Annotated in this window: 17 protein-coding genes; 10 read left to right on the forward strand and 7 right to left on the reverse strand. The window is 42.8% G+C overall.

Annotated features, from left to right (window positions below):
- Positions 1-40: 40 nt before the first annotated feature.
- Positions 41-823, reverse strand: coding sequence for a TSUP family transporter (locus WAZ74_RS00760; protein ID WP_422304751.1), 783 nt, complete (start codon positions 821-823; stop codon positions 41-43).
- Positions 824-937: 114 nt separating this feature from the next.
- Positions 938-2323: a bifunctional phosphopantothenoylcysteine decarboxylase/phosphopantothenate--cysteine ligase CoaBC gene (coaBC, locus tag WAZ74_RS00765; protein WP_422304753.1), complete on the reverse strand. Its 1386-nt coding sequence runs from the start codon at positions 2321-2323 to the stop codon at positions 938-940.
- 128 nt (positions 2324-2451) lie between these two features.
- On the opposite strand from coaBC, the gene radC reads away from it, so the two are divergent.
- The 3 genes from radC to WAZ74_RS00780 all read left to right on the forward strand — a co-directional run bounded on the left by radC (position 2452) and on the right by WAZ74_RS00780 (position 8301).
- A complete protein-coding gene (gene radC, locus WAZ74_RS00770) occupies positions 2452-3135 on the forward strand; it encodes a RadC family protein (RefSeq protein ID WP_422304755.1) in 684 nt (227 codons plus the stop codon).
- Between the two features lie 415 nt (positions 3136-3550).
- A complete protein-coding gene (locus WAZ74_RS00775; RefSeq protein WP_422304757.1) occupies positions 3551-6487 on the forward strand; it encodes an acyl-CoA dehydrogenase in 2937 nt (978 codons plus the stop codon).
- A gap of 440 nt (positions 6488-6927) precedes the next feature.
- Positions 6928-8301: a dicarboxylate/amino acid:cation symporter gene (locus WAZ74_RS00780; protein ID WP_422304759.1), complete on the forward strand. Its 1374-nt coding sequence runs from the start codon at positions 6928-6930 to the stop codon at positions 8299-8301.
- Positions 8302-8452: 151 nt separating this feature from the next.
- Here WAZ74_RS00780 and WAZ74_RS00785 read toward each other — a convergent pair whose 3' ends face one another.
- The gene (locus WAZ74_RS00785; RefSeq protein WP_422304761.1) at positions 8453-9208 is read right to left on the reverse strand and encodes a TSUP family transporter; all 756 of its coding nucleotides are present in this window, start codon (positions 9206-9208) and stop codon (positions 8453-8455) included.
- Between the two features lie 491 nt (positions 9209-9699).
- On the opposite strand from WAZ74_RS00785, the gene nhaA reads away from it, so the two are divergent.
- From nhaA to WAZ74_RS00800, 3 genes are all read left to right on the forward strand, one after another.
- Positions 9700-10902, forward strand: a complete 1203-nt coding sequence (gene nhaA, locus WAZ74_RS00790) for a Na+/H+ antiporter NhaA (RefSeq protein WP_422304763.1) — start codon at positions 9700-9702, stop codon at positions 10900-10902.
- 131 nt (positions 10903-11033) lie between these two features.
- Complete coding sequence (locus WAZ74_RS00795) at positions 11034-11642, forward strand: DUF2799 domain-containing protein (RefSeq protein ID WP_422304765.1); 609 nt, start codon at positions 11034-11036, stop codon at positions 11640-11642.
- Positions 11643-11762: 120 nt separating this feature from the next.
- Complete coding sequence (locus tag WAZ74_RS00800; protein WP_422304767.1) at positions 11763-13133, forward strand: oxygenase MpaB family protein; 1371 nt, start codon at positions 11763-11765, stop codon at positions 13131-13133.
- Positions 13134-13373: 240 nt separating this feature from the next.
- On the opposite strand, the gene WAZ74_RS00805 is transcribed toward WAZ74_RS00800, so the two are convergent.
- On the reverse strand, positions 13374-14147 hold the full coding sequence (locus WAZ74_RS00805; RefSeq protein ID WP_422304769.1) for an NUDIX hydrolase: 774 nt from the start codon (positions 14145-14147) through the stop codon (positions 13374-13376).
- Between the two features lie 67 nt (positions 14148-14214).
- Between WAZ74_RS00805 and WAZ74_RS00810 the strand changes: the two genes are divergently transcribed.
- On the forward strand, positions 14215-14379 hold the full coding sequence (locus WAZ74_RS00810) for an HPP family protein (RefSeq protein ID WP_422304771.1): 165 nt from the start codon (positions 14215-14217) through the stop codon (positions 14377-14379).
- Between the two features lie 328 nt (positions 14380-14707).
- A complete protein-coding gene (locus tag WAZ74_RS00815) occupies positions 14708-15271 on the forward strand; it encodes an NUDIX hydrolase (RefSeq protein WP_422304773.1) in 564 nt (187 codons plus the stop codon).
- Between the two features lie 75 nt (positions 15272-15346).
- Here the strand turns inward: WAZ74_RS00815 and WAZ74_RS00820 are convergent, their stop codons facing one another.
- On the reverse strand, positions 15347-18421 hold the full coding sequence (locus tag WAZ74_RS00820; RefSeq protein ID WP_422304775.1) for an insulinase family protein: 3075 nt from the start codon (positions 18419-18421) through the stop codon (positions 15347-15349).
- 331 nt (positions 18422-18752) lie between these two features.
- Between WAZ74_RS00820 and WAZ74_RS00825 the strand changes: the two genes are divergently transcribed.
- On the forward strand, positions 18753-19220 hold the full coding sequence (locus tag WAZ74_RS00825) for a universal stress protein (protein WP_422304777.1): 468 nt from the start codon (positions 18753-18755) through the stop codon (positions 19218-19220).
- 89 nt (positions 19221-19309) lie between these two features.
- Here the strand turns inward: WAZ74_RS00825 and WAZ74_RS00830 are convergent, their stop codons facing one another.
- Positions 19310-20251 (reverse strand): LysR substrate-binding domain-containing protein, encoded by a 942-nt coding sequence (locus WAZ74_RS00830; protein WP_422304779.1) that lies wholly within the window; start codon positions 20249-20251, stop codon positions 19310-19312.
- Between the two features lie 365 nt (positions 20252-20616).
- Here WAZ74_RS00830 and WAZ74_RS00835 point away from each other — a divergent pair, with 365 nt between their 5' ends.
- Complete coding sequence (locus WAZ74_RS00835; protein ID WP_422304781.1) at positions 20617-21699, forward strand: YeiH family protein; 1083 nt, start codon at positions 20617-20619, stop codon at positions 21697-21699.
- Positions 21700-21939: 240 nt separating this feature from the next.
- Here WAZ74_RS00835 and WAZ74_RS00840 read toward each other — a convergent pair.
- A partial coding sequence (locus tag WAZ74_RS00840) for a cold-shock protein (protein WP_422304783.1) occupies positions 21940-22134 on the reverse strand: 195 nt, incomplete at its 5' end.

A 22134-nucleotide genomic window follows, 5' to 3' on the forward strand; every position in this document is an offset into this window, starting at 1 on the left:
AATTTGGGAATAGCGCCCTATAAATTAATCTATCACTATTTTATAAAAACGCTGTAACACCCTGCCAGCCGATACGAATACCAAGTACGGTGAGAATCAATAAAATAAGCTGGCGAAAACGGGCTTGCGGTAAATAACGACGTAAGCGAATACCGATTAAAAGAGTAGCGATAGATAATACACTAAGCAAAGCAATCAGCTGCCATTCACCACTGCTCAGCGCCATAATAGGCTCACGTAGTACGATGATTTGGGCGATTTTACCTAAGAAATAGCACATGTTACCGACTTTGGCGATAGTGTTTTTATCGTCACTTGCAGACAATAGATACATCATCAGTATGGTCGACATGGCGTTGGTCGCGCCGCCAATAATACCTGCGCTAAAGCCAACAACAATAAGAACAGGCTTGGTATTTGGTAGCTGAATTTGCTTACCGAGTAGACTACTGATGACATAAAAACTAATAACAGCCGCCAATACCAATAAGATATAAGCACTATCGACCCATAGCAATAGCTTAGCACCTAATAAACTACCGAGTAAGCTGGTTAACGCCAGCAACCAATAACGTCTGCCATAATAAATAAAGTTTTGCCAAATCGTGCGGCCGCCACCTGCCAGCCAAGTCATCGCATTGAGTAATAACGATGGGAAAATAACTAAGACAATAGCATGAGGTAACGGATACATACTAGCAAGCGCGGTGGTAGTCACTAAGGTCACACCAAGCCCGCTAATGCCATGTAGCAATGATGCCAGCGCAAAAATAGCTATCAGCAATAGCGTTTGCGTGCTATCACCATCTATCATGCCTGCCATATCAGCCTTACCCGTCAAGGGTTACTGTCTTTTTTTATACCTATGCTTATATAACGAGGCTTTAAAATTATCATTGCACTAGCCACTACACTAACAATTGCATTAAGCACTGCACTATACATTGTGACGTTGCCAAATTGCCTCGCCAATAATACTGACTAACTGCTCAGCGATCTTATCTTTGCTCGCTTTATCAAGCGTGATGCTATCGTGCTCATAACGCTCCGAGAAAAACACCTCCATGGCATTATCATCACTCGCAAACCCAATATCTGCTCGTGAGACATCATTACAAGCAATCAAATCTAGGTCTTTAGACACGAGCTTACCACGAGCATAGCGCTCAACATCTTGCGTTTCTGCCGCAAAACCAACGACAAATAGCGCTGGATGAGCAAGCGAAATCGTCGCCAAGATATCAGGATTTTTAACCAAGCTCAGCGTCATCGCATCTTGGGTTTTTTTAATTTTTTGCGGAGCGGCTTCCTCGGTACGATAATCCGCTACAGCTGCCGTTGCAATAAAGATATCAGCGGCTCTCACACTATCATTGCTTGCCATAGTAGGCGCATGTGCCTCATGCTCATCACCGCAATCACAGTCGTTGTGGTTGTGATGATGTTGATGAATATGTTCATGGCTATGATCGTGAGAATGCTCATGCTCATCTTCAGATACATACTGTAGCGCGCTATGCGTACCTTCCACACACTGCTGGGCAGCAATCAGCATCTCTTGAGCCGACAATACATCAATGCGCGTGACATTAAGCGGTGTCGGCAGAGCTACTTTACCACCGGCAATTAAAATAACCTCGGCACCAGCAGCAACACAGGCGCGCGCTAAAGCAAAACCCATTTTACCAGTCGAGTGATTGGACAAATAACGCACCGGATCGATTGCTTCAACCGTTGGACCTGCGGTAATGATTACTCTCTTACCTGCCAATAGCTGCGGCGTTATTTGCATGGCATTGAATAATAACACTTCGGCTAGTAATTCTTCTGGCTCAGGCAGTCGTCCTGCGCCCACATCGCCGCACGCCTGCTCGCCGCTTGCTGGCGTAATAATTTGATAGTTCATATCTCGCAGGGTTTGCACGTTCAGGTTAACCGCTAAATGTGCCCACATTTGCTGATTCATCGCCGGTGCAATAATGACTGGCGCTGTCGTTGCAAGACATACGGTCGTTAGCAAATCATCGGCCATACCCATCGCAAGCCGTGCCAACGTATTGGCGGATGCCGGCGCTATTACTATCAAATCTGCCCACTTCGCAAGTTCGATGTGACCCATTCCCGCTTCCGCTTGCTCATCGAGTAATGAGATATGCACCTCATTACCGGTCAAAGCTTGCAACGTCAATGGGGTGATAAAAGCTTGAGCACCTGAGGTCATAATCACGCGCACCTCAAAGCCTGCCTTAATTAATAGACGGGCGAATATAGCAGATTTATAAGCGGCAATACCGCCGGTGATAGCAAGCAAGATATTTGACATAAGCGTGGCATCAGCAAAAAATTGAAAGATAAAAATTGCGCTTATAGTAACAATTATGCGATAAGTTAGGGGAAGTTTTCTGGATTTATCTCACTTATCTAGTATTAACTACATCTCAAGGAGTGACAATGGCAATCAAAGACTGGCATGAAGATGACCGACCGCGTGAAAAGCTACTCAAATTTGGCGCAGCACATTTATCTGATGCCGAAATATTAGCGATATTTCTGCGCACAGGTACGCAGTCACAGTCAGCGATCGAGCTGGCCCGTCATCTGATTGCTCAGTTCGGTAGCCTCGCTGAACTCTTGGCCGCGCCTCAAGAGACTGTTCTTGCCTGCCATGGTATTGGCCCTGCTAAATACGCGCAGATGCTTGCCTCACTTGAGATGGGCAAGCGCTATCTAGACAGTCAGCTTAAGACTGGTCAAGCATTAGGTCGCTCACAAATGGTCAAAGATTACATTAGCACGCAGTTGCGCGGTGAGCCGCGTGAAGTCTTTGCCGTCCTCTGTTTAGACAATGCGTTAAACTTAATCAATTTTGAGATATTATTTACGGGTGGCATCTCTTCTTGCTCAGTCTGCATCAAACATGTGCTGCGCCATGCTTTAAGTCACGCTGCTAGTCAGCTTATCGTTGCTCACAATCATCCTCATACAGATGCAAAACCATCAACAGCAGATAATCTTTTGACCTATGAGCTCAAAAAAGCCTGTGATTTAATAGATTTATCCTTAGTTGACCATATCATCGTCGGACGCAATGAAACCCTATCTTATGCTGAGAGCTGCTTGCCGCCTTTTGGTTAGTTAGCTGCAAACGCTATTTTTTGGATGTATATGCAAATCCTGATACATATTATCGACACAGCGTAGCATTTCCGCTCTTGATAGTTATAAACAACTGTTTCATATTGGTAGCTAACTTTAATTTTGGCTTAGTGGCTTTAGGTAGTCTAAGTAATTTAGAAAATACGAAAACACATTGTTCTGCGATGTTCAACTTCCATTTATCGAATTTCTATTTATTCAACTTCCAATTACAGTTACTTATTGAGTTAATTGCTTTAAATAAATTGTTTTAAACAAGACATGAGAATAAACATTAATCTTATTATATAAACAGGAATGACTGAAATATAAAACAATAATCATATTTATTTCAAAATTTCTTATTCACTTACATTTTTTACGCTGTTGATTTGGCGTTATAAAGGAGGCAGTCATGGCCATTGGCTTATTTATTTTGGCAGTAATCATTCAATTAGCCATGGTGTTAGCCATCTTTTTGTTGTCCTTATCACGTGTCACTGGCAGTATCGTTGCCCTGATTACTGTCCTTATCACCGCCTTTATCAGTCCATGGTCGCTTATCCTAGGCGTACCGATAGCGTTACTCTGCTTAGTACTACTCATCACCCCTATTCGTCAATCACTGATTACCAAGCCCGTTTATAAAATCTTGGGCGGCGCTATGCCGAGCATGAGTGATACGGAGCGTGAAGCCCTCGATGCTGGTACTAGCTGGTGGGAAAAAGAGCTATTTATGGGTGCGCCAAATTGGGATACCTTTGCTGAATACCCTTACCCTCAATTGTCGGAAGAAGAACAAAGCTTCATTGATAATGAAGTAGAAGCGCTATGTATGATGCTTGATGAGTGGCAAATCCACCATGAAGATAAAGAGCTATCACCAGAAGCATGGCAGTTTATCAAAGCCAATGGCTTTTTGGGTTTAATCATACCGAAAGAATACGGCGGTCTAGAATTTAGCTCTTACGCCCAAAGTCGAGTGATGAGTAAGATTGCGTCACGTTCACCGACTGCCGCAGTGACTTGTATGGTACCGAACTCGCTCGGTCCTGGTGAGCTATTGATGCATTACGGTACCGATGAGCAAAAGCAGCGCTGGTTACCTGGTCTTGCTAAAGGTGATGAAGTTCCTTGTTTTGGTTTGACCGGTCCAGAAGCTGGCTCTGATGCAGGCGCCATCCCTGATACCGGTGTGGTTTGTTATGGGTTGCATGAAGGCGAGCAAGTACTTGGTCTGCGTATGAATTTCTCTAAGCGCTGGATTACGTTAGCCCCTATCGCAACGGTCGTTGGTTTGGCCTTTAAGATGCATGACCCAGAAGGTCTGCTTGGTAATTTAGAAAAAACGGATTACGGTATTACTTGTGCTCTAGTGCCTGCCAGCCATGAAGGAGTGATTATAGGTCCACGTCACAATCCAATCGGCTCACCATTTATGAATGGGACCGTCGACGGTAAAGATGTCTTTATACCGTTAGATTATATTATTGGTGGTGTGGAAAATGCTGGGCGCGGTTGGCGTATGCTGATGGAATGTTTGGGTGTGGGGCGCGGTATCTCGTTGCCAGCTTTATCAACGTCAGCCAGTGAAATGACTTACTTAACGGTCGGCGCTTTTGCAAAAGTCCGTGAGCAATTTAAAATCTCCGTCGGCAAATTTGAAGGCGTGCAAGATGCCACTAGCCGTATCGCAAGTAACACTTATATGTTAGAAGCCTTCCGTCATTTGGTCACTTGTGGTCTAAACCAAGGTGGTACGCCATCCGTTATGACGGCAATGGCAAAATACTATGCGACTGAAACCATGCGCGGCGTCATTAATGACGGTATGGATGTCGTTGGTGGTCGCGCAGTACAAATGGGACCGCGTAATTTTTTAGCGGTTCCTTATCAAGCTATTCCTGTATCGATTACGGTTGAGGGTGCCAATATATTGACGCGCTCATTGATGATCTTTGGTCAAGGTGCCATGCGTTGCCACCCTTATCTATTCGATGAGTTGCAACTATTACAAAGCGAAGATAAAGAAGGCGCACTCAAGCAGTTCGATAATTTATTCTTTAAACATTTAGGTTATACCTTTAATCGCGGGGCAAAAGCTTTTGTCGCAGGTTATGTCGGTGGTAGCAATCATGCGCCAAGTTTCGCGGATAGCTTTACCCGTCCTTACTATAAGAACATCAACCGCTTAAGCGCAGGCTTTGCTTTAACGGCAGATATGGCATTAGGGTTACTTGCTGGTGATTTAAAACGTAAAGAGATGCTCTCCGGTCGCTTAGCAGATATCCATGCGCACCTTTTTATCTGTACAGCGATTTTACAATTTTATGAATATGGCATCAAATCAGAAGCCGAACGCTTACATGCTGAAGTCGCCATAAAAAATAGCCTTTACACCGTTCAAGAGGCTTTCATTGCTTTATTTGCTAACTTCCCCAACCGAATGGCGGCAAGTGTGGTCAGCTTTGTCACATTCCCAAGTGGTCGTATCTTTGCGCCAGTGAGCGATGAGCTTAAACGCAAATTGGGTGATACCTTTATGGATGATTTTGCAGCCAACCCCTTCCGCGATTATCTTAAAACCATGGTGTATTACAATACTGAACCAGACGATGTGACTGGACGTATGGAGCATGCCTATCAAACGCTGCTCGAAGTTGAACCTTTATGGCAGAAGTTTAAAAAAGCAGAACACAAAGACAGCTTTGAAGGGTTAACCTTTGAAGATCACGTAGTCTATGCCAGTCAAAACGGTGACATTACTGAGGAAGAAGCGGAGCAGCTGATAACCTATAATGCGATACGCTATGATTCACTATTGACTGATGTATTTGATATACATTTATCTGAAGCTCAAGAACGTGAGAATCCGCACAGTTTAGAGAATGCTGTATATAAGCTGACAGACTATGCACAACTAAAAAACGATGCCCAATTGAAAAACGACCAACAGCTAAAGCATGAGTTGCCTACTGACAATATCGAGCAGACATCCAATCATGTGGCTCCAGTGACAGATACGGAACAACCAACAGGAGACGCCAACCCTGACCATGGCTATGAGAGTGATGGCGATGTAAAGATGGTTAATGAACAAGATACTGTCGAGGAAGCTCGCGCGCAAACTGATTTTAAGGATTCAAATCCTGACGTACAAGCACTCGGCCCTCGTCACCGTGATGCAGAATCACATTTAAGCGAGCGCATGAGCTACAATCATAGCCTTAATAAATCTAACTCTGATAACACGAGCACAGATAACGTCAAGAATAATACTATGGATCAAACAGATAGCAACAACGATAAATGGCAAGACGGTTTGCGTCGCGACAAAAATGACAATGTTTAAGAGCATGTTTAAGAGCTATGTTTAATATCTCTTAATTTAATCTAGGCATTGTCTGAATGTGGCTAGTAAAACTTTTAGTACTATTGGTTAAAAACAATAAAATAATTTAAGCGATATTATCCAATAAGGATAATATCGCTTTGTTGTTTGATCAATCATCATTACTCTCTAATATGCTTCATTTCGCACCATATGACCTAAAAACATTGAGTGATAAAAAACGACGAACACAACCTACTAAGAATGTCACGTCAATTAAATCATAAAAAATTCTTGCAGTATTCCCAACTATTCTTTTATATTGTCCCCAAAATCTGGCTTGACGGTCAGGTAACAAATTTATAGATGTCATAAAAGTCATAGTCAAAGCGCTATTGCACTCATATTGATTGTAATATCTAAACTATTTCTGTGCGTGACGGACACCAAGGGTACATTTTATGTGGAAAAATATGGGTCTGACGGGCAAGATTATTGTTGCCATGGTACTGGGTATTATACTGGGTTTATTTATAAACTATTCTGGCTTAAACGCCGAAGGCAGCTTCGTTAATAACTATGTGACCAATGGTTTTTTTGCTATCATCGGTAAGCTATTTGTCAACTCGCTAAAAATGCTGGTCGTGCCCTTAGTACTGATCTCGCTCATTTGCGGGGTGTGCGGTATTGGTGATATTCGTCTATTGGGACGTATTGGTGGCAAGACATTTTTTATCTATATGGTGACGACGGCGCTAGCGATTACTACCGCTATTGGGCTTGGCTCACTATTTGGTATTGGCAAAGGCATGCAAATCGAAACCAAAGCGGTATTCGAGGCAGAATCTGCACCACCACTCCTTGATGTTTTCTCTAATATTATCCCCTCCAACCCCATCAGCGCGATGGCAAATGGCGATATGCTATCGATTATATTTTTTGCGATCTTGATCGGCATCAGTATTTTAATGGTGGGTAAGCCTGCAAAAGGTTTGGTACAAAGCTTAGAGCTGATTAATGAAGTCATTCTAAAAATGGTGACTATCATTATGAATCTAGCACCGTATGGTGTGTTTGCGTTGTTAACCAAAGCGATGGCAGAGCTGGGATTAGAGCTTATCTGGTCACTGCTAGGTTATGTCGCCGTATTGGTAGGCGCACTCTTCTTTCACTTTTTTGTCACGATGATGGTCATACTCAAGCTAACGTCAGGTTTGTCGATTAGAACTTTTTTGGCAAAAATGCGCGAAGTACAAATCTTTGCTTTTAGTACCTCAAGCTCAAATGCGACGATTCCTATTACCTTACGCACGGTCACCAAGCGTATGGGCGTTAATAACTCAGTGGCTTCCTTTACCATTCCATTTGGCGCGACCATCAACATGGATGGCACGGCAATCATGCAAGGTACGGCGACTATCTTTATCGCTAATCTGTATGGTGTTCAATTAGGAATTACAGGATACTTAACTGTTATATTAATGTCAGTGCTCGCTTCTATCGGTACTGCGGGCGTACCGGGCGTGGGTCTAATTATGCTATCAATGGTATTTGCTCAAGTCGGTTTACCTGTTGAAGGTATTGGTCTGATTTTAGGCGTTGACCGTATTCTTGATATGCTACGTACGGCAGTGAACGTCGGTGGCGATGCAGCAGTCACGGTCATCGTTGCAAAATCAGAGGGCGAGATGGACTTAGCCATTTACAATGATCCTGATGCGGGTGCAAAAGATATGTTCGATGGTCATATCGATGCAGATAGCGAGCGTGAATTCTCCGAGGTGTTTAGCGATGGCATTATGGGCAGCGAGTATGACGATATTAAGCGCGGCTAATCGCCATCAATAATATGATATGAATAAGATAAAAAAACCTCAGCCAACGGTCTGAGGTTTTTTTATAGTAATAAATTTTTGAGACTAGAGCATATCTTAATCTCAATTAACTTAGTCTTAATTAATTTAGTCTTAATTAGATTAGCCTTAATCAACCAAGTACATACTTAGTCACCATTGCCAGACACACCAATACAATCATCGGACGAATCAGTTTACTGCCGCCTTTTACCACCATATGTGAGCCAAAATAAGCGCCTATCGTCTGCCCGACCATCATCGCCAGACCTACTTTCCACAACACATTACCGCCCAAGATAAAAAATATTAACGAGCCAATATTGGTAGATAAATTAAGCACTTTTGCCGCCCCTGTCGCTTCGACAATGCGCCGACCGCGCAGCGCTACGTTGCCAAGCGCAAAAAACATCCCTGTTCCCGGTCCCATATAGCCATCATAAAAACCTATTATTGGTGCAGCTACTTTTTGCCACTTGCCTTCACTGATACGCGGTTTGGTTTCTACCGCCCCCAGTTTTGGCGCAAACAATGTATAAATACCAATCGCGGCAATCAAAAATGGAATCAACTTCTCTAATAAATCTGGCGGTGATAACTGTACGGCAATGGAACCAAAAATAGAGCCGATGAATGCAGCAATAATTCCCGTTTTTATATTTTTGGGTTTTACTACACCTTTTCTGATCATGGTAATGGACGCCGCCAACGCGCCTGAAGCGGCTTGTAGTTTATTGGTACCCAATGTCAATACGGGCGGAATATTGGCAAGCAGCATGGCTGGAATCGTCAACAAACCACCGCCACCAGCAATGGCATCGATGAAACCTGCCAGTGCGGCCACGGCCGTCAACATTAAAATAACCTCAATAGAAAGCGATAAGTCCATGACACTGACCTTTAAAATTTATAATATAAGAGAAGCAAGCCTTAAAATATTAGGCTAAGAATATGATGATTGATAAAGTGGCAACTGTTTTGATAAGCGCTATTTTGATAATAGCTTTTTTAATAAATGTTAAAGCAATCATAACTAAGTTTGATGCGATAAATTGCTTAAAGCCGCTCATTATAAAGACAAAACAGTAAAAAAAGCCAAAAACCCAGTAAAGTCTGCTAGATTTGTCGTATGAGATTTTTTATATCAGAATCTTTTGTGTAGGTATTTTTTCTTATAAACATAGGGGCTTCAGGGAAGAAGTAGAAAAGTGGTTAACGTATTTAATTGTCTATATTACTAAGATTGTGAGAAACTATAGCTACCTATTTACAGTATTAATGTTATGGACAGTACATAGCAAATTGCAGTAAAGCAGAGCGAAATAGGTATTTGAAGTTCTTGAATGATTTAGCGCTTTTTATTTAGTCAATGAGGATGATATGGCAATACAGAAAATCAGAGCGTTTTTTAACCTCGAGGCGTCAGGCGGCATCGTTCTAGCGCTGGCAGCTATCGCAGCAATGATTATTGCTAATACTTCTCTTAATACTTGGTATGAATCCTTTATTCATGCGCCTGTTGCTATTCAGATCGGTGGTTTTGCAATTGCTAAAGATGCCCACGATTGGATTAATGATGGGCTAATGGCCGTTTTCTTTTTTTTAGTGGGTCTTGAGCTTAAGCGTGAAGTGTTAATTGGCGAGCTATCTAATGTTAAGCAAATTATCTTACCCGCAGGGGCAGCACTCGGCGGTATGATTATGCCGGCTATTGTCTTCTTACTCTTTAATTACAACGAGCCTGAGTTTTGGAAAGGTTGGGCGATTCCTGCTGCGACCGATATTGCCTTTGCCCTCGGTATCTTAAGCTTACTTGGTAATCGCGTACCCAACTCATTAAAGGTGTTTTTGGTATCAATTGCTATCTTCGATGATATTGGTGCCATTTTAATTATTGCACTATTTTATACTAACGATTTATCCTTAGGATCGCTTGCGATAGCAGGCTTATGTCTGCCTTTTTTATATTTACTTAATCGCCGTAACGTTACTAGTATCACCCCTTACCTACTCATCGGGGTAATCATGTGGATTGCAGTACTCAAATCCGGCATTCATGCGACGTTAGCAGGCGTGGTCTTAGCGTTATTCATTCCTTTATTTGACCGCACCGACCCTGAGCACTCACCACTTGAAGAGCTTGAGCACGACCTACAAAATACCGTGTCTTATGGTATTCTGCCATTATTCGCCTTTGCCAATGCGGGTATTTCGCTCAAAGGCGCAGGTTTTGCTGAGCTATTTCATTCCGTGCCATTGGGTATTGCCGCTGGTCTCTTTATCGGTAAGCAATTGGGCGTGATGATAATGTGCTGGTTAATCTTTAAGCTGGGTATTTCTACAATGCCAAGAGGTATGAACTTTAAGCAAATATACGGTGCAGCATTATTGTGCGGCGTCGGTTTTACTATGAGCTTGTTTATCGGTGGTCTAGCATTTGCCGGTGATACACCACTATTTGATGAGCGCTTAGGTATCATTATGGGTTCAATCGTCTCTGGTATTGCCGGTTACTTGATGCTTAAAGCCACCTTAAAAGATGAGGTCAGCAATACATCTGTGGACTTAACGCATCATTCTTAAGCATTCACTGCGCTGCTTCATTTAACCGTTAACAGCCACTCAGAATCTTTGAGTGACTGTTATTTGAGTAACTGTTATAGGCTTAGGTTGTAGTTTATAAAAGCAATAAGCATTAGCCAGAGGAGATGACAATGTGGCACCTAATTTGGCCACTTAGGCAGCGACTTGAGTTCCGATTGACGCAACGCTTAGCCATCCTTGGTAGTATTTATCTACTATCTGCTTGTGCCACGTTAACTAAACAAGAATGCATGGTCGGTGACTGGCAGGCCATTGGCTACAATGATGGTGTGGTAGGTTATTACTCAGACCGACTCGCCTCACATGCTAAAGCTTGTGCAAAGACTAGTGTCACCCCCGATTATCAACTGTGGGAGCGCGGTCGTCAGCTGGGTCTCAAGCAATATTGCACAGTTACTAGTGCCTATAATGTCGGTCGGCGTGGGAGAAAACTCAATAACGTCTGCCCTATCGCCCTAGCTAGCAGCTTGCAAGTAGCGAATCAAAAAGGCTTAGATTACTACGCTTTAGACAGTCAATTAGATAAAGATAAGCGGCTTTTAAAAACGGCTGAGGAAGAATTTAAGAAGCTAAAAAATGGTGAGATGCTAGACTTTGAAACAGAAAAAGAAGCCCGCGCTCGATTACTATCTCTACCCATAGAGCTTCGAGATATTGAACATCGTATCTATAATACCCAAAAGCAACTGGCATTACTAAACCAAATGAATAGCGATTAACCTTGTTGGTATTTTTAGTATGCTAGGTATTTTTATAGGGGCTAAATATAAGTCTCTGAATATAAGGCCTAACGATAAGACCTAACGAAAAGAGTACTCGATAAAAGGTATTTGATAAATATGAATTCAATCGATAGTGATAAAAAGACTTACGCAAGTAAATTAAAAAACAATACCCCTCATCAACAGGCTAAAAACTATCAGCGTCATGGTCGCACTACAGCGATTGACGACCATAGCGATCTGCAAGTATTAAAGCGCATCAAGCGCTATCTATTACCAAAAAACTTTGTCATCTCGCAAGACTTATTAGACGAGATGGTGGCCGGTTACGATATTGGCGATCCCCTCGCTGATAAGCTTGCAGCTGATGGTATTCGCTTCGCCAAGCCGTTACAGCAATTTATTATTGACGAGAAAGCGGATGCTAACCTCACAGACAACGCCTCATTTAACGCATTAACCGAGCAATTTAACCGTCATCCTGATTGGTTCGACCCTAAACTTGCACAAATCGGTGCCGTCGCCTATCGACGTTACCCGCTGATGTTGATTTGGCTACTACGTAATGTTGCGCTGATGGCAGGCTATAGTATCCCTGCCCTTTCATTACCGCTGATACAAACCGGCGCATTGATGCACGATGCGCTACCACGCTTGATGCGTACTTATGCTTATATATTAGCGGTCTCTGAACACCCACAATTAAATTCCACCTTAGGCTTAGGCACTACATCGCACAACAGCCACCATGCTATTGACCAAGTATTGACCATTGGCTCTGAAGGCTGGCGGCAATCGATTAAGGTACGTCAAATCCATACGCTAGTACGCAAAAACCTACTTAAGGGTAAACTATCTGCGGCAAATGGCGTGATACCCGATACTGACCAACATCATAACCCTGATGGTAGTTGGAACAGCGCTTACTGGGGTATTCCTATCAATCAAACCGATATGATTGCTACCCATTTACAGTTTTCACTGTTGATTATGCGTGGATTAAGGTTACTTGGTGCTCGCATTAGCAAGGAGGAAGCCGAAGGTATTCTGCATCTTTGGAATCTTGCCAGTTATTGGATGGGCGTTGACTTAGCTCGCTTACCTAAAGATGAAGCCGCCTGTTGGGAGTGGCTTTATACCTATTTATCCATTCAGCAACTTGATTTTAAAATGGGACAACCACTGGCAAAAGCCTTACATGACTTGCCGCGCCAGCTCATGGGTGAGGACAATCGTCGTGGCCGCTTCGTTGAGATGGTCAATGCCAGTGTGACACGTACCTTGGTCGGTGATGATATTGGCGATGGGCTGGATTTACCAAAATCAAAAATACGTTTTGGGGTCTTATCTTCAGTACCGATTCTATTTGCACTCGATACCGCACGCCAACACAATAGCACCGTTGCCGATAAGCTAGAAGCCTTCCGCGCTAAGCGTCAAGATAATATGAATTGGTGGTTAAAAAATAATGATGACTATTATAAATAAAGGAGAATAGATATAGTTAATCCACTTTTAAAACGATACAGTGATGCTGGTATGAATTTTTTGTAGCCTCTGTCTGCGTAGGCACAGCAAGCAAGAAAAATTTATTCCATCAGCACGTTATAATATTTGTACTTCTTTTATTTAGGATTGACTATAACAGCTATAAATAATTACTAAAATAAATAAGTAGAGAATATTATTATTACTAAATAAAATATGTTAAGTCATTATCAATAACGTCTACAACTGTGACTCTTGTATGCGGTAATACCATTCAAGCTGCCGATCAAAGCCAGTCTCTAATAAGCTGGCAATGACTCGTCCTGTCAGACCCCATACCGTCTCTCCATCTACTTGCCAGCTTGGCGTAAGGATGGTCGCCATTTGATCTTGCATCGCATATTCTATCGAATATTCTACGGTAGGCTGAGTCAGTAGAGTTTCAAAATCCGCCCAAAAAATGCGTGAGATTTCGCCAAGTTCAGGTACTAGTACTAAGTCTGGGGCGATAAGTGCCACAATGGGCCGAACACTCATGCCACTTTTGGACGTTTGAATGGGTAATTGCCCGAGTAGCTGGACTTTGTTTGGCGGTAGCGCGGTCTCTTCGCAGGCTTCACGTAGGGCGGTGACAACGTTATTACCATCGCCAGTTTCATACTTACCACCGGCACAAGAAACCTCGCCAGCATGACTGTTCATATGCGCGGCGCGACGTGTCAATAGCAGCTTAGGATGGCGTTCGTGGGTGATAGCAACCAATATCGAGGCATCAGCAATCGGTGTCTGGTATAGGCTGTCTAAAATACGTGCACTACGAGAGGCATTATGAGAGTGGTGAGAATGATTATGAGCGTCATTCAGCGCTGAGCTGGCGACGGCATTTCTAGCGGAGGCATTTAATGTCTCATACTGCACTCGTTCAGCCAATTTTCTGATGGTAGGATAACGAATAAAGTTTGGCACAGCAACTGACAGCTCATCAAAACGTGCAGACTGTGAAAGGTTTAACATTATTATTGCCTTATATTTTTATTAGCATCAAGTGTCAGTATTAATTGCCTTAATGTTATTACTTTAAGTGCCACATCCCCCTGCTGGCTCTAATCTATTAATCGTGATGCTCAGCGGCGTGAAGTGGCATTTCTTAGTTACGCCTATTCTAGTGGGCGCGCTTCCCTTGGTCTTGGTGGCAATGATTGATAACAATATCGGTCGTGGCAGATATTACCCCTGCTATTGGTAAATATATAAAAATAAATTGCCACAGTTACCCTTAGCTTAGCCTAGCGCAATCTAGCTATGACTGCTTATACTTTGTGTGACTGACATGGCTGGTATGTGGCAACCATCAGTAATGAGCCGAATCATCTAAAGTCAATCTAGCAAAAAAGAGCTGTTTTTATTATCACTGTCAGTGCGATGAGAATTTGTGTTATCTTAGTTTTAAATCCTATTGTCAGATAAAAAGCTGATAGGCTATTGCCATAAAGTAATAATTATAACGATTAAAATAACCATACACCTTTTTCTTATCTCTCTAATCCTATTTCTCATTACATAAGGCAGCTGATATGCAATATTGTCTACAATGCGGTCATGAAGCAGAACGCAAGATACCAGCCACGGATAATATACCGCGTTTGGTATGCCCAAATTGCCACTATATTCATTATGAAAACCCAAAAGTGATATGTGGCTCACTGGTCGTCCATAAAAACAGAGTGCTGCTATGTCGCCGCGCCATTGAGCCGCAATACGGCTTATGGACACTGCCCGCAGGCTTTATGGAAAATGGTGAAACGATGGCGGAAGGCGCTGCACGTGAGAGCTTTGAAGAAGCTGAAGCGGTTGTCCTCAATCCACAGTTATATTGCTTATATGATATTCCTGATATCGGGCAAATTTATAGTATTTATATCACCGAACTAAAAGACGGTGCGTATGGGATTGGCTCTGAAAGTCTTGACTGCGCTTTGTTTAAGGAAGAAGACATTCCGTGGGATAAAATTGCCTTTGAAGCAGTGCGTCGCACCTTAAAGAGCTATTTTGAAGACCGTCAGCAATTCGATAGCCATGACGAGTTTCCGATTCATCAGGACCAGATTGGCAAAGACCAAGCCATCAAGCGCTATTAATTAGCTATCTAATTAACAGCAAAAAGCCAAGCATTATGCTTGGCTTTTTTGTGCAATACATTTTACCTTGGAAGATTAGCTTTTAATTTTACAAACCTTAAAGCCTAATTCTTTTACCGCCGCTTCTTTATCATAAGGAGCGAGTACTGCACGCACGTGATTTTGTCCTTGCAGATATTGCTTGGCCACACGCTGTAAATCAGCAACCGTTACGGCTAAGATGGCGGCACGCATTTTACGCTGCCAATCGACGCCGCGATGATGTAAGTCAGCAAAGCAGGCTTTGATTGCTTCGCCTGCTGGAGATCCAGGCTTATCCATACCTGAGATAATACCTAAGATAGCTTCTTCTAATTGCTCATCGGTTTGTGGCTCATTCAATAGCCATTCGATACTGGCATCAAAATGGGCAAAGGTTTCAGCACATTGTGGATCACGGTAGCTAAAGAACTTAAAGGCACAAGCATTGGCATCATAACCGGCACCGCCGCCATAAGCACCACCGCGCTCACGAATGGCACTATGTAAATAACCATTGCGTAGATAAGGTGCTAATACCATCAAGGCGGCTGTATCAGGATGGTCAGCCGTTGGCACGGTATAAGCACTGGCATTATGATAGACGTTGGTCGGCACCAACCATGCCAAATCTTCAACAACCAATTCTTCTGTTGCAGCCGTGTTTTCGCCACTCAATGCAGCATCTAGCGATAACTCCGTAAATTCACTTGGAATATTTACTTCAATATCTATCGTAGAATTATTTAGCTGCTCTGTAATTTTTGGCGCTTGGCTGTCTTTCCAGCTATCGACAATCAAATTGCTTAAGCGTTCGGTTTGCTCCGCTTCGCAAATAATAACCGCGTGCTTAGGCAAGCTAATTAAACGCTGATGTAAGTCCATCAAACTGGTTGCTAATTGATCCCACTGTGCATCATCGGTACTGGCATGGGTTAAAAAGTCTTTTAGCGCATTCAGCGCTGGCAGACCGCTGCGTACATACTCTAGCTGCGCTTGACGACTCATACCGCGACTGGCCGTTTGCATCGCATAGGAATGCCCAGAACCCGCAAGATTTGACTGCCAGCCTGCTTGACGCTGTTGCAAGATCTCTTTAATACGGTCATGCTCACTAAAGACGCTATGCTCCATCACTTCTTTGAGTAAATCAATTGCTTCAGGCTTACGATTCAGTGCGCGCGTTGCTACGACAAAGTAGCTACTAATCGCTTGGTTATCATCGATATTGGTACGTTGGCTGATACGGGCAGTCACACCAGATGAATGCGCTGCTTGCTTGGCTTGCATTTCATGGGCGCTTAGCGAATCCGTACCTAGCTCTGACAATAAGCTTAAATAAATTGGCAATAATGGATGATTAATCACCTCATTAACGGGCAGCTGGGCATTGCTATTATTAGTAACGCTCTGACCAATCTCATCGGTTAATGGCACAATTATTTGATAATAATACAAGCCATTAGTGCCCGCTTCATATTCAAATAACGTGCTTTCTTTGCCGCTTAGATTGATCTGTTTTTGCGATCCTTGCTTAAAGCTAATATCGGTCGGTACATCTTCTAGACCAACTTTCGGCAATAAGCTTAAATCATCAGGCGCCGCTTGGCGAGCTGCCAAATCTAACGCTTGCTGCTTGAGGATAACTTTATCGTGAGTGGTTAAATCCATTTCAATAGTATCAAGACGCGTCTGCTCAGCTGCCGCAAGGCGCGCTGTTTTTTTGCTATCTGGCGTCATTGTGATGCGCACTCGATGCTGATTATCCAACAGATGGGTCTTGATTAGATTTGGTAGCCACTGTTCGTCTTTTACTTGCTCACGTAGCCATTGTAAGTGTTCATCAACTTCCCATACATCGATAGGATTGCCATCATGAATCGCCGTACTAAAGCCCTCTAGCATCAAATTCAGACCATAGGGCATGCTATCGCCGCCGATATGGCGCTGATCAATCTCTATCTGATGCAGAATAGTTTCAATGGTTTCATCATCGACTGGCGCGCTTGCAACCTTAGTCAATAAATCAATAATACCTTGCTCTACTGCTTCAGCGTGTTCAGGGTTTGAACCACGTAACCCAGTATAAAAGACCATTTCATAATGACTGTCATCAAGCCCTAATAGTGGACTTGGTGCTTTACCTAGCGGATGGCTATCCAAATACGCACGCAGCGGCGAGCCAGCATGTTCAATCAATACGCCTTCCAATAAACGCAGTGCCAAACGCTGCTTTGGATCAGTAATCGATGGTAATAACCACGCAACCACATGATGCGTTTGATCAGGACCGGCTTCGTCGGCAGTATAAGTATCGGTGGCACTAATCGGCGCAGACAAACGCTGCTCTGGACGCGATACATGTTTTTTACCGGCTTCAAACTCAACCAACGCATCATCATGGATTTTTGCTTGCGTTTCAGCGACTGGAATATTACCAAAGCTCATAATTACACTGTTTGACGGATGATAATGGCTCTGATGAAATTCAACCAACTCATTATGAGTCAAGTCTGGGATATCAGCAGGCTCACCGCCTGAATTATAATGATAAGTCGTCGTTGGAAATAAATGATGGGCAACCGTATGATACAGCTGATCAATCTCGCCACTCATCGCGCCTTTCATCTCATTAAAAACGATACCTTTAAACTGCGGCTTATCATTTTCGTCTAATTCAACACGGATGCCCTCTTGAGCAAAATCGAGTGGATGAATATTTGGGAAGAATGACGCATCAAGATAGACAGCGAGCAAGTTAAAATAATCATTTTTATTTTGCGTCGCATACGGATAAGCCGTCCAGTCAGCAGCGGTCATCGCATTCATAAAAGTATTTAATGAGCGCTTAATCATCGAAAAGAACGGATCACGGACTGGGAATTTCTTTGAACCACATAAAGCCACATGCTCTAAAATATGCGCTTCACCCTTTGAATCCATTGGCTGGGTACGAAAGCCGACCAAAAAGGCATTTTCATCACTCGGATGCGCCAAATGATAATGCATCGCTCCGGTTTTGACGTGCTGACTGATCAACACATCCATCGATAATGCATCGATATGGCGGTGCTCAAGTAGCTCAAAGGCAGGATGCAGGGTTAAATCAGCAGTAAATGGCGTGTCAGTCATAGTTATCCTTGTAAATTACGTTGATATCATCGTCATTGATGCATGACATCAATATAAATAATAGAAAATAGTGAAGTTTATATTTATAAAAATATCGGCTTGATAAAAATATTATCGGTAATATTCAAATTGAATGGCATTTATCAGCTAAAAGAATTTGCCTAACGACAGTAGATGGGGCTAATACGCGGATAAGTCAAGATAGTAGCTAGAGAAAGATCATTAGTAATAAAGAATAACGGATAAAGATAGCGCCCCATTTAACAAAGCTTACTTAACAGCAGTCATTAGTAGTGCTATAGTTAAAATCATCTGTTACAAGGATCCGCTCATGAGTTACCAACATATATTACTGGTCACCGACTTACTATCTGATGCTGATATAGTGGCTCAAAAAGCCAAACGTATCGTTGATAATCGTCCTGACTCCAAATTATCGGTATTGCATATCGTCAAAGATACGATGGTTGGCTTTGGCTATGAGCTGGTGCCTGCCTCAAGCTTATATGATGAGATTGATGATGAGCGTTGCCAAGAAGCGCGCGCAAAACTGGCGCAGTTTTTGGACCGTAACGACTTACATGTCGTCAACTCTGAAGTGACCACCGCTATCTCAAATAGCGAAGGTATCGTTAATTACTGCCACAAGCATGACGTTGATTTATTGGTCATTGGTCGTCATGAACGCCATGGTATTGCAGCATGGCTTAGCGGCGCAACGGCAGATAATATTTTGCCAAATGTACCCTGTGACAGCTTGGTGGTTAGACTTGATAAGCCGGTCTCAAAACGCAGTTAAGCCAATTCTTAATTTATCAATTAAATTATAGTATCAGAAAAGCGCATTGTAGAAAAAACCTATGTTGCGCTTTTTCAATATTAAAATGCCTAAAATTCATCCTTAGTAATAATATCTATAAAAATTTGCCAAATAGGGCTTTGATGGCGGGCTTTATGCCAGACTAGCCACCATGTCCGCGACAAATCAATGCCTGCAACGTTCACTTGCACCAGTTTTCCTGCTACCAGCTCTGCCTCAATGACGTGCTGTGACAGACAGCCAAGCCCAATATCTGCACTGACCATACGTTTAATCGCCTCCGACTGCTGAATCGCCATAATTACCTCGGCATTGGGCAGATGCTGCAATAACTGCTCATCGATAATCTGCCGCGTACCCGAACCCGCTTCTCGTACCAATAGTGGCAGCATTGCTAGTTGCTCAGTACTTAGCTCATAGCAGTTATTAGCACTGTCATACTTAGCCAAGTCCGTTAACCATTTGCTATCGCGCTTGGCGAAAACCACCAAAGTATCTGTCCGCCATTCTCGCTGCTCGATGGCTTTCATATCCGTCGGACGCGGCATGCCTTCTACTAAAGCAATATCAATATTTAATTGCTCAACCTCGCTGACCACCTCTTGCGTGTTGGCAATATACATATCGACATTCGCATCTGGTAGTGCCTGATATAGCTTAGCCAGTAACGGCGGCAACACATAATTACCAATGGTAGTACTGGCACCAATATGAATCTGCCCTGCTTGATGCTTATGATAATACTCAAGCGTCAGCGACTGCCCCAAGATAGCCTGCGCTTGTACATAGATAGGATGGGCATTGGGATGTTGATTTAACCTGCGCCCAACCCGCTCAAATAAGGGCATCTGTAATCTTGCTTCTAATTCAGTCAGCGCACTACTAACTGCTGACTGCGACAAATGCAGTTCTTGACTGGCGCGGCTAGTGCTACCGGTTTGGTAAATACTGACAAATACCGCCAGTTGCCTCAAGGTAATTTTTGGAACCGTCTGCACTGTTTTTTTCATTATGCTGACCCAATCTTATGTCAATTTTCAATATATTTTACTTATAGTCGATCCACTATTAAATAAATACAGCGCTACTGGGATAAATTTTTCGCAGCCTCTGTCTGCGCAGGCACAGCAAGCAAGTAAAATTTATCCCAGTAGCGCCTGATAATAGTTGTATTTTTTTATTTATGACTGACTATAGTATCAAATCTTTAACCCAAAGAATCGATAGTTTGTATCTTATTAATCTGTTTTTATTATAGATTGGTGTGTCTTATAATGTCTATTCATAAGCTTATGCCATTTATGATTAACAAGAACGACATGTTTTATCAATATGAGCAGTACTACTCAGAACACTATCAATAGGACAGTCCGTCATGAATGCCTTTACTCAATCAGTTACCAGTTATATACCACGCAGTCGCCATCTAGCAGGGCTTGTCGTCGTGTTGATTGGCAGCTTATTTTGTTTATGGCTGAATAGCAGTTTGAACATCTGGACAGATGGACGCATTGTCGGACTGTCATCGCTTACATTGGCGATATTAATCGGCATGATACTTGGCAATACGATTTACGCTAAGGTCGCTGACCGTTTAAATGAGGGTGTCGGCTTTGCAAAAGGTCAGATTTTGCGCCTCGCTATTATGTTTTATGGCTTTAAGCTGACTCTAACCCAAGTGGCGAGTGTCGGACTACCCGCTGTAATGAGTGATGCGCTGGTGCTGACTTCAACCTTTCTTCTCACCTATTGGATAGGTACTAAATTATTAAAAGTCGATAAGCAAACCACTATACTGATTGGCTCAGGCGCTAGTATTTGCGGAGCCGCAGCCGTCATCGCCGCTGATCCAATTGTCAAAGCAGAAGCGCATAAAGTCACTATCGCGGTCGCAACGGTCGTCGTATTTGGCACCATCGCGATGGTATTGTATCCCTTTCTCTATCATCTTGGCTGGCTGCAACCTTGGCTGAGTGCCGAACAATATGGCATCTATACGGGTTCTACCATTCATGAAGTCGCGCAGGTGGTGGTCGCTGGTAATACCATCAGTACTGAAGTCGGCGATACAGCAGTGGTCACCAAGATGATTCGCGTCATGATGCTCGCGCCGTTCTTACTGGTACTGTCTTTTGCTCTGACCAAAGGCAGTAGCGAGAATGGTGAAGCACCTTCTATCATGAGCCGTATCAAAGAAGTTAAAGTGCCATGGTTCGCCTTTATCTTTATTTTAATCGTCTTGCTGCATACTTGGCTAAATATCTCTCAGAGCTTTGAGCGTAGTATGGTCATGCTTGATGATATATTGCTTACGATGGCAATGTTTGCGCTGGGCTTAACCACTCATCTAAGTGCTATCAAACAAGCTGGGGTCAAACCACTAATATTAGGTGCGATTATGTTTGCTTGGCTAATCATCGGCGGTGGATTAATTAATATCGGCATTAGTTTTATTTAAGAGACCAAATGACTTAAGACGCTCTATCTTATTTAAAATAAAAAAATGCCTACGACTGTAATAATAGTATGTAGGCATTTTTTGGTTTATCGTCTGATTTAATAACTATTTATCTCAAAGCTTAACTTTTAAAATCAATTTTTTAATATTAGTATATTTATCTCAAATTACAGACGAAAAAAAACGAACCCTGAGGTTCATTTTTTTATTCATCTTGCTCTAGTTGTCTAAAAAGACAAATTAGATAGCAACGATGTTATGAGCTTGTGGACCTTTTTGACCTTGAGTTACAGTAAACTCAACTTCTTGGCCTTCAGCTAAAGTTTTGAAGCCTGAACCAGTGATTTCGCTGTAATGAGCAAAAACGTCTGCGCCAGTTTCTGGAGCGATAAAACCAAAGCCTTTAGCTTCGTTGAACCACTTAACTGTACCTTT

Source organism: Psychrobacter sp. (genome assembly GCF_049295055.1).
In the GTDB taxonomy this organism is placed as follows: Bacteria; Pseudomonadota; Gammaproteobacteria; order Pseudomonadales; family Moraxellaceae; genus Psychrobacter.

Excerpts from the sequence above, each read along its gene's own strand:
- WAZ74_RS00760 (WP_422304751.1), bottom strand. The coding sequence starts at position 823 with ATGGCAGGCATGATAGATGGTGATAGCACGCAAACGCTATTGCTGATA.
- coaBC (WP_422304753.1), bottom strand. The coding sequence starts at position 2,323 with ATGTCAAATATCTTGCTTGCTATCACCGGCGGTATTGCCGCTTATAAA.
- radC (WP_422304755.1), top strand. The coding sequence starts at position 2,452 with ATGGCAATCAAAGACTGGCATGAAGATGACCGACCGCGTGAAAAGCTA.
- WAZ74_RS00775 (WP_422304757.1), top strand. The coding sequence starts at position 3,551 with ATGGCCATTGGCTTATTTATTTTGGCAGTAATCATTCAATTAGCCATG.
- WAZ74_RS00780 (WP_422304759.1), top strand. The coding sequence starts at position 6,928 with ATGTGGAAAAATATGGGTCTGACGGGCAAGATTATTGTTGCCATGGTA.
- WAZ74_RS00785 (WP_422304761.1), bottom strand. The coding sequence starts at position 9,208 with ATGGACTTATCGCTTTCTATTGAGGTTATTTTAATGTTGACGGCCGTG.
- nhaA (WP_422304763.1), top strand. The coding sequence starts at position 9,700 with ATGGCAATACAGAAAATCAGAGCGTTTTTTAACCTCGAGGCGTCAGGC.
- WAZ74_RS00795 (WP_422304765.1), top strand. The coding sequence starts at position 11,034 with ATGTGGCACCTAATTTGGCCACTTAGGCAGCGACTTGAGTTCCGATTG.
- WAZ74_RS00800 (WP_422304767.1), top strand. The coding sequence starts at position 11,763 with ATGAATTCAATCGATAGTGATAAAAAGACTTACGCAAGTAAATTAAAA.
- WAZ74_RS00805 (WP_422304769.1), bottom strand. The coding sequence starts at position 14,147 with ATGTTAAACCTTTCACAGTCTGCACGTTTTGATGAGCTGTCAGTTGCT.
- WAZ74_RS00815 (WP_422304773.1), top strand. The coding sequence starts at position 14,708 with ATGCAATATTGTCTACAATGCGGTCATGAAGCAGAACGCAAGATACCA.
- WAZ74_RS00820 (WP_422304775.1), bottom strand. The coding sequence starts at position 18,421 with ATGACTGACACGCCATTTACTGCTGATTTAACCCTGCATCCTGCCTTT.
- WAZ74_RS00825 (WP_422304777.1), top strand. The coding sequence starts at position 18,753 with ATGAGTTACCAACATATATTACTGGTCACCGACTTACTATCTGATGCT.
- WAZ74_RS00830 (WP_422304779.1), bottom strand. The coding sequence starts at position 20,251 with ATGAAAAAAACAGTGCAGACGGTTCCAAAAATTACCTTGAGGCAACTG.
- WAZ74_RS00835 (WP_422304781.1), top strand. The coding sequence starts at position 20,617 with ATGAATGCCTTTACTCAATCAGTTACCAGTTATATACCACGCAGTCGC.